5 protein-coding genes are annotated in these 15,393 nt (G+C 51.2%); 4 read left to right on the top strand and 1 reads right to left on the bottom strand.

What is annotated here, in order from left to right; translation table 11 throughout:
• Window positions 1–27: 27 nt before the first annotated feature.
• Entirely contained in the window at window positions 28–5,835 is a 5,808-nt protein-coding gene (locus ACO6UY_RS07010; protein ID WP_422489458.1) for a response regulator, read from the bottom strand.
• 133 nt (window positions 5,836–5,968) lie between these two features.
• Here ACO6UY_RS07010 and ACO6UY_RS07005 point away from each other — a divergent pair, with 133 nt between their 5' ends.
• From ACO6UY_RS07005 to recD, 4 genes are all read left to right on the top strand, one after another.
• Window positions 5,969–6,256 carry a hypothetical protein gene (locus ACO6UY_RS07005; protein WP_422448382.1) on the top strand — a complete coding sequence of 96 codons (288 nt, stop codon included), beginning with the start codon at window positions 5,969–5,971 and terminating at the stop codon, window positions 6,254–6,256.
• Between the two features lie 79 nt (window positions 6,257–6,335).
• Window positions 6,336–9,647 (top strand): exodeoxyribonuclease V subunit gamma, encoded by a 3,312-nt coding sequence (gene recC, locus ACO6UY_RS07000; RefSeq protein ID WP_422448384.1) that lies wholly within the window; start codon window positions 6,336–6,338, stop codon window positions 9,645–9,647.
• Window positions 9,644–13,354, top strand: a complete 3,711-nt coding sequence (gene recB / locus ACO6UY_RS06995; RefSeq protein ID WP_422489456.1) for an exodeoxyribonuclease V subunit beta — start codon at window positions 9,644–9,646, stop codon at window positions 13,352–13,354. The genes recC and recB overlap by 4 nt, the downstream gene beginning before the upstream one ends.
• The gene (gene recD / locus ACO6UY_RS06990) at window positions 13,348–15,351 is read left to right on the top strand and encodes an exodeoxyribonuclease V subunit alpha (protein ID WP_422448388.1); all 2,004 of its coding nucleotides are present in this window, start codon (window positions 13,348–13,350) and stop codon (window positions 15,349–15,351) included. Before recB ends, recD begins: the two co-directional genes overlap by 7 nt.
• Window positions 15,352–15,393 lie beyond the last annotated feature (42 nt).

Genomic DNA, 15,393 nt, shown 5'->3' with positions numbered 1-15,393 from the left:
TCATGACTCTGGGTGAGTGGCAAGCTATCAGCTGATTTTCTTTTTGATTTCCACCAGCACCCCATAGGCTTCGTCAAAGTCGTAACTGATAACCGCATCCTGAAATAACGTCAGCTCTTTGTGGTCAATCTGATCATTCAGTCCATGAATAAGCGTTGGCAGCAGAGAAACCACATCCACATCGCCTTCACTGAGCTTTTGCTCCATCTCATCAAGCAGTTCATTCAGCTCACCAACGGCAATAGCCCCCTCCCCGGCGGGTTCCAAACCTTCTTTTACCGGAGGCAAATGTTCAAGGCCTTCCATCACCTGTTCAAAGGCCAGCACAAACGAGTCCATCAAGCTGTTGTCAGGCATTTCAAATTGTCTGCGTAAACTATGCTCAAGTTGAGCAGCCTGATCATGCAGGCTGCTTGCCCCTAAGTTACCGGCAACCCCTTTCAATGCATGCACCAACTGGCAAGCCTCATGCCATTTGCCGGTTTCCAGAAGCCCTTCTAATTGGATCAGATCTTCCCGCTGGCCATGATAGAAGTCTGTCAAAAGCTTTTCATAAAGCGCCCGGTTGCCCTGAAGCCTCTGCAAACCATCGTCTACATCTATTCCCGGCAGTTTCAGGCAGGACGTATTCTCTGATGCCTGAGGCAAAGCAACAGTCTGATGCACATCGGTTTCTCCTGCCTGCAACCAGTGACGCACCATCTGCTTGAGAGCAGCAGGACTTAATGGCTTGGAAATATGATCATTCATTCCAGCCTGCAAACAGCGCTCCCGATCACCGGTCATGGCGTGTGCAGTCATGGCAATAATTACCAGCTTATCCTTGCCAAGCTTTCGCCTGATCTTCCGTGTTGCCTGATACCCATCCATTTCAGGCATCTGAATGTCCATAAAGACCAGGTCAAAGTCTTCGTGCTTCACCCGCTCTACCGCTTCGGCACCGTTCGTGACCATGACGACCTCAAGCCCCATGCCCTGTAACAGCTCACGGGCAACCTGCCGGTTGATTTCATTATCCTCAGCCAGCAGTATGCGGCCTTTAGGCATAATCTCACAAAATCGAGCTTCTTCGATGATTTCAGTTTTCGGATTATTCTGACACTGCAACAGGCGCAAAATAGTCTCTATCAAAACGCTGTGATTGACCGGTTTAATCAGAAAAGCATCCACTGTACCTGAGGCTTTTGCCATCAGCTCTTCCCGGCCATAGGCCGAAACCATCATCAGTTTGGGTTCCGGGGCAAGATTGAGTTTATGAATGCGTTCTGCCAGTTCAATGCCATCCATATCCGGCATTCTCCAGTCAAGCAGCACCAGAGAAACGGCCTTATCAGCACCGGAATTCTTCTCTTTCAGCAACGCCAGCGCTTCGTCACCATGGTTACTTTCCAGGGTTTCGCACCCGGATGTTTGCAAATGACTGATCAGAAGTGCTCTTGCTGTCGGGTTATCATCCACCACAAGCACACGAACCCCGGCAAGTGACCGCTCCAGAACCTGAGTCTGATGGGCAACACCCAGTTCAACGGTAAAGCAAAAAGTACTGCCCTTGCCGGGCTCTGAGGCAACAGAGATATCCCCATTCATCATGTACACAAGGTTTTTACAGATAGCCAGCCCCAGCCCGGTACCACCAAACTTCCGGGTTGTTGACCCATCAACCTGAGAAAATGACTGAAACAACTTATTCTGCTGCTGTTTACTGATACCAATGCCCGTATCGGCCACCGAGAACTGAAGTCTGACCACATCCTGCCTGCTGCTGACCAGTCTGACAGACACATTGACTTCGCCTTCACTGGTAAACTTGAGGGCATTATGGGTCAGGTTGATCAGTATCTGCCCAAGCCGGAGCGGATCACCCCGCAGATGTCTGGGCACATCCGACTGAATATCGTAAGTCAGTGTCAGGCCCTTTTCCCTGGCCTTGATACTGCTGAGGTTATAGACGTTGTCAAAAACGCCCCCAAGGTCAAATTCAATATTTTCCATATTGAGTTTGCCTGCCTCAATTCTTGAGAAGTCAAGAATGTCGTTGATGATACCCAGAAGGTCATGGGCAGATGACTGAATTTTACTGATGTAATCCCGCTGCTGATAAGAAAGCCTGGTTTCCTGGACCAGATGACTCAAGCCAATAATGGCATTCATCGGCGTGCGGATCTCATGGCTCATATTGGCCAGAAAGTTACTTTTCGCCTGATTGGCCTGGTCAGCAACTTCTTTCGCCTTGCGCAACGCTTCTTCAGTCTGTTTTCGATCGGTGATATTGCGCCCGGAAGCAAAGAGGTACCCTTCTCCCTCATACTCCATATAGTTCGCAGTAATCTCCACTGGAAAAACAGTGCCATCGGATGTTTTTCGCAGCGTTTCATAGGTCATACCTTTTCTCAGCTCCAGCTGCTCCCAGAGCTTTTTCCAGGAACTCCGGGTAACCGCCGGGTTAATGTCCATGATGGACAGTTTCATCAACTCTTCCTGGGAAAATCCCAGGGCTTTACAGGCAGACTCATTGACATACTTGTGGTAACCATCCCTTCTGAACCAGTGAATATGATCACCGGCACTATCGAGGGAGAAACGGGCCATCGACAGCTCACGTTCCCGTTCAATCTGGCGAGTAATATCCACGGTTGTACCAATGACCCGAAGGGGTTTCCCCAGCTCATCCCTGAACACCACCTTCCCTTTGCTGCGAACATTACAATAACTGCCGTCTTTCCTGCGGATACGGTAAACAAACTGAAACGAGTTATCGGAAGTCTCCAGCTGTTGTTCAAAAAAATGAATGGTGGAAATTTTATCCTCTGGATGAAGCTGCTGTCGCCAGGTCCTGATATTGCCCAACAGTTCCCCGGGCTGGTAACCCAGCATGGTTTGATATCGGGGGCTTAAATACATGTTATCCCTGAGGACATCCCAGTCCCAGAGACCATCGGAAGCCGCATCCATTGCCAGCTGGTAACGTTCCTCACTGACTCTTAAGGCATCTTCCGCATGTTGACGATCACGGGCAACCGCCACCAGCTCACCCATTCGATGCAGCAAATCCATTTCATGGATATAGACCTGATATTTTTCCGGCGTATTGATCAATCCAATACCACCCACCACACGACCAAACAGCAACATAGGGGCATAGACCGCGATGGAAACCCCCAAATCATCCAGAATGGCAGCACCTTCAAGGTCCCCCTTCTGCAATATTTCATCACGAATAAGAATGTTGCCCTGATGTTTTTTCACCTCGCCATAAACACCGGAAAAGTCATGGTCAAACAGTGGCTCAAAAGCTGCGGGATCAGGATCAGGTCGGCATGACCAGTAATGCTCAATACGGGCCTTGGGCTCCCAGGAGAAGATGCAGACGGCTTCAGCGTTGAGATAGCGCCCAAGCCGACTCAGAAAATAGTCATTGGCCCGATGCACCGGCTGGTCCATGAAATGCCTGGAAATATCACTCAGCAGGCGGTCCAGTTCGGAACGAACCCGCAGCCCTTCTTCTGCTTTTTCACGGTCAGCAATCTCGATGGTTAAACGACGATTCCAGTAAACAATGAGAATCAATGTCACCAGAATCAATACCAGACCAATAAACAACTCTTTATTAGGCCGCCACATGCCTCCCTGAATCGACAGCCAGCTGCTTTCAAGAGCCTCCCGGTCTTCCGGAGTAATGGTATCCACCGCTTTTTCCAGGATAGAGGCCAGTTCAGGAGAGTTGTTTCTCGATGCCATACTGAAGTCATAGTTAAAACCCGCTTCAGCAACCACCTGCAAGTTGGTTATTTTCATGCGCTCTATTTCATAACTTGCAGAAGCCAGGTTGACCACTATGGCATCAAGAACTCCACTGGCAACCTGATTCAAGCCTGTGGCAATATCCGGCATCTTGACAAAATTGATACCCGGGTAGTTCTGTTGAAAGATTTCATAAGTGACATAACCTGGCGTAAAACCAACCCTTTTCCCATTTAAATGGCCCGGAGAACGGATGCTTTTATCGGAATCACGGGCGAGGATCACGGCCGGCACACTGACAAATGGTTTGGTAAAATTCAGATAACGGCTGCGCTCTTCCGTTTTCTGTAACATCGCAACGGCATCAACATCATGGCGATAAGCCTGAATCAAGGCATTGGTCCATACGGGGTCCTGATGAAGCTGAAAGGTGATGCCCAGCCTGTCTTCCAACAGCTTGAGATAAGCTATGGTCATTCCCTGCCATTGCCCTCTTCTATCAATATAAGAAAATGGCGGTTTATTATTATCAACCAGAACACTGATCACCGGATTTTCAGCTAACCAGCGGCGCTCGGAATCACTCAGTTCAACCACTGAGCCGCTGTGGCGAAAATAGCGATCTCGACTACTGATAATCCAACGGTTTTCAATGGCACGGTACTCATCCGGTGTGATGGCCCGAAATCCATTATTCAACTCCGGCAATAAGTCTGCCGACCTGTTCAGCAAAAGGCCGGCCCCAACCGCCTCATTCAGATTAAAGTACTCGCTGGAGTTCACCTCCCCCACCAGACCATGGCGATTCAGGGCAGACCGGACAATCACCGGTTCGCCAAGAAATGCATCTATTTCTCCGGAGAACAGGCTCTCAATCATCTGGGAGACAGTACCATGTTCAATGGGATAAGCATCCGGCAACCAGCGCCGGACGAATTCCTCAGGGCTTGAAGAACCGATCACACCCAGCTTTTTACCATTTAAATCCGCCCCGGGATCACCCAGGTTGCTGTCAGGGCGAAAGTAAATTCGGGTATTCAATCCATAGTAAGGATTTGACAGCGCCATCCACTGGCTTCGTTCCATCGTCGGAGACACGGCAGCAATAACGTCGACCTTACCTTTTTGCAAAGCAGCTATGTTTTCACCAATAAGACCCATTCTGAATTTAATCGGTGTTCCTGTTTTTTCTGACCATAAGTTCCAGATATCAACAAACAGGCCTGAGGGTTTACCCAGTGCATTGATAAAAGACAGCGGGGAAAGGTCGGTCTCCAGGGCAACGACCAGACTTTCAGGATGACAATGAGTAAACCTGAACAGCTCTTCAATAAGATCTGCTTTGTCCTGATCAGAAATTTTCGCCACCCCATGCTCAATAACACGCACAAGATCCGTTCGACCCGGGGCAACAATGGCCTTGACTTCAACGGGTGGCAAAGGCGTTGGCACCACCTGAAATTCATCTTTAACACCCAGATTATGCAAGTAGTAGCTCAAGCTTGAACGACCGCCAAGTATCGCGTCGATCTCACGTTTGGATACTGCTGTGGCCATAGATGAGCCTGAAGTGAAGGGCACGACAACAGCTTCTGCATTAAAGCTTTTGAGGCAGGGCTGACAGTTATAACCTTTGATGTAGCCAACCCGGAGTTTCGCAATTACCTCCTCAAAGCTGCTTATCTGACTGCTTTTTCTGACAAAGAGAACAGGAACAAACGAGTGAATCGGTACACTCTCCAGACCATTCTTGCGCAACTGATCCTGCATGCCCGGTGGCAGGTAAGCCAGAACATCAACTTCAGAACCCTTAAGCTCGGCCTCAATTTTTTCCGGAGAAGACACCACAAACTGGATATCAACGTTGCTTTTTTCCGACCACAGTTCCCAGAGGTCATGAAACACACCGTCGGCCTCTCCCTCGCTGTTGGTAAACATCCAGGGCGCATCATCGGTAAAATAAGCAATTCTGATCGGCTTTTTATTACCCTCTGCATAAAGCCCCGTGCTAATGGGCAATATCAGGAAAAACAGCAGGAGTGATATCAAAGTCCGGGAAATCGTTCGGGAATAACGGCTCAGTGCGAAGGGCATAGTAATTCGGGATAAGTCAGGGAACCGGAAAGCGGGCTTATCTTACCCTGTATCCAGACAATCAACTATCAAAGAAAAGGTAAATTCGGTTATTTGCTAAAATAAGCGTGAGAATAACTATCAGGTAAATACCATGGCAACCGAACAATTTTCCACCGAACAACTTGATGCCAGTAAAAAAGCCATTGCCCGGGCTAAATCATTGATGGATTCAATGAAAATGCTGAAGAAAAAACTGCACCTCAGTGAAGGCTGCGGGCAACGCTTCCTGCAAAAGACCAATCCTGACCTCGCGCTGTTACAAAAAGCCGAACAGGAAATTAATCAATCCTACAGCGGCAAACCGGGGAATAGTCGGCCGACCAGCTCAAAAAATAAAACGGGGTTGTTAAACAATATTCTCCGCAGGGGACAGGCCTGAGTTTCCACCAATCCGGTTGACAGCACGGTGGATAGCGCCGACAGTAGCCTTATCTATCGGTTAATGACGACGTTTCCCTGTGCTGACCATATACCATTCCAATCATCTGGATGTGCTTAAAGACCTTCTGGTCGAGCTTTTTCGCCAAACCCCTCCGAGCAACCCCCTGGAAGATGAACAGATTCTGGTACAAAGCCCCGGAATGGCCCAGTGGCTCAGACTGGAACTGGCGAAAGGGCTGGGTATAGCTGCCGGTGTCAATTTTCCTCTGCCGGCCAGTTTCCTCTGGCAAATGTATACCCGCATCCTGCCGGACGTTCCACGCCGATCCGCGTTCAATAAGGAGTCAATGACCTGGAAGCTGATGGATCTCCTTGACTCCCTGAAACACGACCCGGACTTCTATTCATTAACCCAATACCTGGCGAGTGATGATGACGACATTCGGAAATTTCAGTTGTCCGGAAAAATTGCTGATATTTTTGACCAATATCTTGTCTATCGCCCTGACTGGATTCTGGACTGGGAACAGGGGAATGACACCAGCACAATCACCTCTGACCAGCCCTGGCAGCCCAAACTATGGCGTGCCCTGGTCTCAAGAACAGCTGAACTGGAACAATCCCCCTGGCACAGGGCCAATATGCACCACCGCTTTCTTGAGGCTATGGCCAATAATGATTGCAGCTCACAGCTGCCACTGCGGTTGTTTGTCTTTGGTATTTCTGCCCTGCCCCCGCATTTTGTCGAATCCATCGAGGCAATGTCCAGCCAGTGCGATGTGCATTTAATGGTCGCTAACCCCTGCCAGCACTACTGGGGAGATGAACGGGACCCAAAATATCTGCGCAAGCTGGCAGCCCGTAAACTGCTGGATCAAAAGAAGCAGCAGGATAAAGGCTGGTTCAGTAAAGAGGGATTGTCTCTGGACAACCTGGACGCCATTGGCAATCCGCTGCTGGGCTCAATGGGCAAGCTTGGCAGAGACTACTTCCACCAGCTCCACGGCCTGGATGCGTTTGATATCGATGTCTTTGTCAGCGATCACAAGGATACCCTGCTGGGCAATCTGCAAAAGGACATCTTCGAGCTGCACGACCGGACAGCCCAGGGCCAGAAAACGGCGATGCCAAACGATCAGTCCCTGCAATTCCATAGCTGTCATAGTCCACTCAGAGAGGTGGAAATACTGTATGACCATCTGCTTGATATGTTTGAACAGAACCCGGAACTGACCCCCAAAGACATTGTCATCATGCTACCGGACATCGACAGCTATACCCCGTGGATTCAAGCCATATTTGGCAGCATGGATGACCAGCGTCGTATCCCATGGGCCATTTCAGATGTCAGTGCAAAAAACGAGCACCCTGTCCTGTCAGCACTCCTTAAACTGCTGGAGCTGGACAAAAGCCGCTGCTCCGCCCCGGAGCTTATGGAGCTGTTGGAAGTGCCCGCCATTCAATACCGTTTCAACCTGACCACCGGTGACCTGGACATTCTGAGACAATGGACCCATGAGTCAGGTATACGCTGGGGTTTAACCCCTGCCCACCAAACCCGGTTTGACCTGCCAGAGCTGCAGGCTAACTCCTGGTCATTCGGGCTCAGAAGGATGCTGCTGGGCTATGCCATGCCGGAAAATACCGGCGTCTATGATGATATTTTGCCGATGGATGCGGTTCAGGGCATGTCTGCAGTGCTGGCAGGCTATCTGGCCAGTTTTATTGATAGCAGTGAGCAATTACTCAATGAACTGGATAACACACGAACCATTGAACAATGGATCCAGTTCACTCATCAGCTGCTGGATCGCTTTTTCCTTACCCGCTCGGAAGAGGACGAAGCAGCGCTCACACTGGTCAGGAATACCCTGTCTCACCTCTATGAACAGCTGCAGGAGGCAGGGTACCAGCAAACATTATCACGCAGAGTCTTTATCAGTTATCTGACCGAACGTTTGACTCAGGAGCGCAGCAGTCAGCGCTTCCTCGCTGGCCAGGTCAATTTCTGCACATTAATGCCCATGCGCTCCATCCCGTTCAGGGTTGTCTGCCTGCTGGGTATGAATGACGGTGCCTATCCCCGCAGTATTGCCCCCGCCGGATTTGACCTGATCGCCCGCCATGGCAGGCGTGGTGACCGCTCACGTCGGGTAGACGACCGTTACCTGTTCCTGGAGGCTCTGCTGTCTGCCCAGGATACCTTATACATCAGCTATGTTGGCCGACGGATACAGGATAACAGTGAGCGCATACCTTCCGTACTGGTCACCGAACTGCTCAACTACTGCGAACAGGGTTTTGACCTGAAATCAGAGCAGCTGGTTATCGAACACCCTCTGCAGCCGTTCAGCCACAGAAACTTCTTGAATCAGCCTGAGTCAGGCCAGCGAGGGCACACTTTTCACAGTTACATTAAAGAGTGGTTACCGGCAGCCAGTCGCACTGAAGAAAGGCCAGGCCAGTTTATTCAGACGCGCCTGCCGGATGAAGAGGGAGTTAACCTCAATGACGTTGAGCTTGCCGAGCTGTTGAGATTTTACAGCAACCCCAGTCGCTACTTTTTTAATCGCCGCCTGAAAGTCTATTTCTCCGTTCAGGACCAAGCCCTGGAGGAGACCGAAACATTCGCCATGGAGCCGCTGGAGAATTACCAGCTGAAAGCCGGGATTCTTGACAGTCTGATTAACGAAGAAGCCCCTGAACGTCTTCTCAGCCGACTGCACTCTTCCGGCAAGCTGCCACACTCCGCTTTTGGCCAGATTCTGCTGGATGAGCAGATAAAAGACCTTACCCCAATGGCTGACCGATTAAGCCTACAGTTGGAAGATAGTGCTGACGACCGGGAAGTGAACCTGCAGCTCCCCCACCTCGAACGCCAGCACCCTCCGGTGCATCTGACCGGCTGGCTGAAAGGCTTCTCTGCGTCCGGTATGCTTCGCTACCGCCCCGCCAGTTTTAAAGGTAAAGATCTGATCAGAAGCTGGATTGAGCACCTGTGTCAGTGCACGACCGAAAATCCAACCGTGACCCGGATTCATGACCCGGAGAAGGAGCGCCTGTTGCCGGTCATCCCAAAACAGGAAGCAGAACAACACCTGTCCACACTGATCCATTACTTCCAGATGGGTCAGAACCTGCCGCTGCCCTGGTTCCCGGAAACGGCCTATAGCTGGTTAAAGGCCGATCCGGATGATAACCCGGACAAGGCAGAAAAAGCCGCCGAAAAAGCCTTTGCCGGGGATGATTTCCATGTGCGGGGAGAGTGCAGTGATGACTATATACAGCGGGTCTACCCTGAGCTGACGCCGGTATTTACTGAAATGACCAGCCTTACCAGAGAGATTATGGCTCCTGCGTTTGACTGTTTGCAGGAGGAACAGCCATGAGCCAGTCAACAGCCACTGACCAGAACCACCTGGTTCCGGAAACACTAAACCCACACGCCCTGCCACTGCACGGCGTCCGCCTGATCGAAGCCAGTGCCGGCACGGGCAAAACCTATACCATTGCCAATCTCTATCTGCGCATACTGCTGGGCCATGGCAGCGATAAAACACAACATGAAACCCCGTTAACCGTTGATCAGATACTGGTGGTTACCTTTACCGAAGCGGCCACCGGCGAATTGCGGGATCGTATCCGGGCCAGAATTCACCAGACCCGCGATGACTTTATTGCGGGAACATCCAGCGACCCGTTTATTCAGCAGCTGATTGAGGATATGGATCAGCCAGAACAGTGTCAGGCACTGCTGCTGGCGGCAGAACAACAGATGGATGAGGCGGCGATTTTCACCATCCACGGCTTCTGTCAGCGCATGTTGAAACAGCATGCGTTTGAAAGTGGCACACTGTTCTCCAGTGAGCTGATTACGAATACCGAGCCCATGTTGCAGCTGAGTGCTGCGGACTACTGGCGCCGGCATTTCTATCCCCTGGAAAAACCGCTGGTGAAACTGATCCGCAACCTCTGGAAAACACCCAACGACCTGCTGAGTCATTTGCGCAGCTGGCTGCCCCTGTCAGATCTGAAACTGGCCGGAGACCAGGTGCCGGAATCCATGGAGGAGTTCAACAGGGTCTATCTGTCATCCGCCAGTGAGTTGAAGACACTCTGGCAAAACGATCAGGACACCATCGCCGACCTGTTGCGTAACTGTGGCCTGCGCAAAGACCGCAAACCGCTGAAGCGTCTTGGCCAAATGAACAGTTTTCTTGCCTCTGACGATCTGATTCCCAATCTGGAAAAAGACAGTTGGGAGATCTACGGCACCGAAGTGTTACAAAAGAGCCTGTTAAAAACCGGCAAGCTGCCCGAGCACCCGATTTTCCGGAAAATTGATGAATTCCTGGATTTGCCACTCTCTCTCAAGGAGGCGCTTCAGGGCCTGATTACCCGGGATGCACTGCAACATATCAAACACCAGCTGACACAATTGAAAGCCAGCCGCTATCAACTCTCCTTTGATGACCTGCTGACCAACCTGGCCAATGCGCTGTTTCCTGAAGGCAATCTTGAAGGCAATTGCGAAGAGAAGGCCGGTGACGGCGAACTGCTGGCCCAGGCGATTCGCAGCCAGTATCGCATTGCCATGATTGATGAGTTTCAGGATACCGACCCTCTCCAGTATCGCATTTTCAACAAGATCTACATGGAAGGCGGTGACCCCGGCGTCGGCCTGTTTATGATCGGCGATCCCAAACAGGCCATCTATGCCTTCCGTGGTGCCGATATCTTCACCTATATGCAGGCCAGGGAACAGGTACACAGCCATTACACGCTGGCTACCAACTGGCGTTCAAGCGATGCCATGGTGTCTGCGGTGAATACGGTATTCCAGCATTCACCGTCCCCCTTTATCTACAACGACAGCATCCCTTTTGAACCCGTTCACCCATCACCGGGTGCCGCACAGAAGCGCCTTTATCATGAGGGAGAAGCACTACCGGCAATGACCCTGTGGCTGCAGCAGCCCGTTGATGGCCCCACCATCAATGCCGAGCGCTATCTGGATACCATGAGCCAGGCAACCGCCACCGAGATCAACCGCCTGCTCACCGCCGCAGACCGGGGAAACTGCCAGATTCACAACGGCGACCGGCAAACACCTCTTCAGCCCGGTGATATTGCCGTACTGGTTCGCAGTGGCCGCCATGGCCAGAAGATTCGTGAGGCCATGGCCGCACAGAATATCGCCAGTATCTACCTGAGCAACCAGGACTCAGTATTTGCTGCACGGGAAGCGTCTGACCTGGAAAAAGTCCTTCAGGCCTGCCTGCAACCCACCAGCGAACGGGTGTTGAAAGCGGCGCTGGCCACCACGCTTTTCCATCTTGATGCCCGGGCCATGGATGCACTTAATGTGGATGAACAAGCCTGGGAAAGCGCGGTGGAAGAGTTCACTCACTATGGCGAACTCTGGCAGAAAAAAGGCATCCTGCCCATGTTACGCCAGCTTGTCTTCCAACGGAAAATCGCCGAACGACTGCTCTCATTCCAGGATGGGGAACGGCGTTTGACCGACCTGCTGCACCTTGGCGAGTTGCTGGCGGCCGCCAGCCTGGAACAGCAGGGATCATCCGCCCTGGCTCGCTGGTTTTCCGAACAGGTCATCAGACCTGATCAAAACGCCGATGATCAGCAGCTGCATCTGGAGAGCGAGCGGAACCTGGTCAAGATCATTACCATTCATAAATCCAAAGGGCTGGAATACAAGGTGGTCTTTATCCCCTTTCCATGCCATCTGCGTAAAGCGGAATCCCCCCTGTACCATGACCCGCAAACCAGTGAAACCTGGCTGGCATTAACCCCCTCGGAACAAGCCTCAGCCCTGTCAGAAAAAGAGCGTTTGGCGGAAGACCTGCGCCTGCTCTATGTTGCCCTGACCCGCTCGGTGTACTGCTGTTACCTGGGCATGGCACCCTACAAATCGGGAAAAGCCGGTAAAGAGGGTAAAACTGACCTGCATCAGAGCGCGATTGGTTATTTGCTCAACCAGGGCTCAGAGATCATCAGTCAGGATCTGAACCTGTCGCTGGAGCAAGTGGCCGGGCAATGTGATCATCAACAGATCATGGTTTCTGCACCACCAGCCGACACTCTCCCACCCTATGCTCCAGTGAATACACAAGAAGCGTCGTTAAGCGCACGGAATTTCACAGGAAATATTGAAAGAAACTGGTGGACCACCAGCTACTCGGCACTTTCACGGCATGCATCACATCGCGCTGAGACACCGGCCGTTGCCAGTAATGAATCGCCAGGGTTTGATACTGATGCCATCAATGAACAACATACGGCCCCGGATAACCCGCAGTCTGAAGCCAACCCTTTAAGCCTGTTCAACTTTCCTAAAGGGGCTCAACCGGGAACGTTTATGCACAGCCTGTTTGAAGAGCTGGATATGAACGCATTGCGCTGTGCAGACAATGACGCCTATCTCGACAGCTTTCTGGTCGATAGCCACGCCCGGGCCGGTTATGGCGAAGAGTGGCTGCCCGCTACCAAAGGTATGTTGTTAACTTGCCTCAACGCGCCGCTGGATAAAGACAATCTTCGCCTTATAAATCTGCCAGATTCCGCTCGACGGGTTGAAATGGAGTTTTACCTCCCCATCGAACAGCTTAATCCCCAGAGCCTTAACCAGCTGATTGCTCAACACGATTCACTGAGCGCCAGGGCCGGAGAGCTGCAGTTCCACCGTATGAAAGGCATGCTGAAAGGCTTTATTGACCTGACCTTTGAATATCAGGGGCGCTGGTATGTGCTCGATTACAAATCAAACTGGCTGGGAAATAACATCAGTGATTATTCCAGGGAAGCCATGGAGAAAGTCATGATAGAGCATCGTTACGATCTGCAATACCAGCTGTACTCTCTGGCATTGCACCGACTGCTCAAACAACGTGTACCGGATTATGACTATGACCGGCATTTCGGTGGCGTTATCTATCTGTTTCTGCGCGGCGTGCAGATGAATGATCCTGAGCAACACGGCATATTCAGCCACAAGCCCTCCTTCCAACTCATTAATGGTCTGGATCAGCTGTTCCGTGGTAAAGATAATCAAAAAGAGGAGCTGATAAGATGTTAAATCAGCTGCAGATACTGGAACAACAGGGGATTATTCGAGCCCTGGATTACCAGTTCGCCAAACTGATCCACTCCTTGAATCCCGATCCATTGCTGACTCTGGCCGCCGCCAATGTCAGCTTTGAACTGGGCCAGGGCAATGTCTGCATGTCTCTGGCATCGGACTTCAGCCTTTTTGGTCTGGATGGGCAGGAATGTTCCGAACTGATGGATACCGTTGCCATTCCAAAAGACCAGTGGCTAACCCGCCTCAAACGGACTCAGGTTGTGGGTGAAGGCAGTGAACCAACACCCCTGGTTCTGGATGATGGGCGTCTCTACCTTTATCGGTACTGGCAATACGAACGCAGTGTCGCCGGTTTTCTCAACAGCAGAAGCACCGAAACACTGGATACCGATGAAGCCCTGTCGATTTTGCAGAGACTCTTTAACAGGGATTACCACTTTGTTCTCCAACAGTGTAAAGGGAAGTCCGAAGCCGCTCAGAAAGCTGAGCTTATCAAGTGGCTGGATATTGAGTCCGTTGATACGCTTGACTGGCAAGCCATTCTAAACTCGGTTAATCATTGCGCTGATACCGATACCCTTGATTCATTGATTCCCGAGTCGGCGTGCCTGAACTGGCAGAAAATTGCTGCGGCACTGGCCGCCAGTCGCTCGTTTTCCGTGATCAGTGGAGGCCCGGGAACCGGCAAAACCACAACCGTTACCCGACTGCTTGCCTTGCTTACAGAGCTGGGCCTGAAACGCCAATCCCCTCCGGACATCAAACTGGTTGCCCCAACGGGTAAGGCAGCAGCTCGTTTAACCGAGTCCATTGGCGGCGCACTGGCAAAAATAAACTGCAGTGACACGGTAAGAGAAAAGATCCCGACTCAAGCCGGAACACTGCACCGTTTACTGGGCGTCATTCCCGGAAAAACCGGTTTCATCCACAATAGAAACAATCGGTTGCACCTGGATATTCTGGTAGTAGATGAAGCTTCCATGATTGACCTGCCACTGATGAGCCACCTGCTGGAAGCACTGCCAGATCATGCCCGGTTAATTCTGTTAGGTGACCGTGATCAGCTTTCGTCAGTGGAAGCTGGCAGTGTCCTCGGTGATATCTGTGCAGCCGCCAGCTTTGGTTACTCAAATGAACAACGCAATCTGCTGGAAAAGTTAACCGGACATGATCTTGCTAAAATGGAGCCTGCACAAACCAGGACAAATCTTGCCGTTTCCGACAGCCTTTGCCTGCTGCGCAAAAGCTACCGCTTTGATGCCCATTCCGGTATAGGGAGTCTGGCCAAAGCCGTAAACAACAATGACCTGCGATCTCTGAAGTCGGTATTTACCTCAGGCTTTGACGATATTGAGCGCTTTTCCATCGCCGGGGACTCTGATTATCAGCAATTGATACAGCAGTCCGTTGAATCCTACCGACACTACCTGGAACTCATTCAACTGACATCAGCACCTCACCATATTCTTGATGCCTTTAACCGGTTTCAGGTGTTATGTGCCTTGCGGGAAGGCCCCTACGGTATTTCAGGGCTGAACGAAGCAATACAAAAAGCCCTGCAAGAAAAAGGCCTGATCGACGTGACTGGACAATGGTATGAAGGCCGCCCCGTTTTGATCACCCGCAATGATCACGGGCTTGGCCTGTACAATGGTGATATCGGGATTACCATCAGAGGCCCTGATGGCCAGCTCCGGATCGCTTTTCAGTTGCCCGATAAACAGGTCCGGCAGTTTCTACCCAGCCGACTTCCTGAGCATGAAACCGTGTTCGCCATGACCATTCACAAAAGCCAGGGTTCTGAGTTTGCGGATGTTGTCATGGTGTTACCGGATAAAGACAGCCCGATCATCACCCGTGAGCTTGTCTATACGGGGATTACCCGGGCCAAATCCAGACTTACGCTCTTCGCCGAAATGGATATCCTGATCAAAGCTGCAAAGTCGCCCACCAAGAGGCAGTCGGGCCTTTATCAGCGGCTGGTTCAATAACAACCAAAACCACAGAGATCACAAAACCCGAAAAGCAAGAGA

The sequence above is a fragment of the Endozoicomonas sp. ALE010 genome, from assembly GCF_049310165.1.
Classification (GTDB): Bacteria; Pseudomonadota; Gammaproteobacteria; order Pseudomonadales; family Endozoicomonadaceae; genus Endozoicomonas.
Note: the sequence above shows the minus strand (reverse complement) of the source record. Positions and strands in the feature narration are given on the sequence as shown.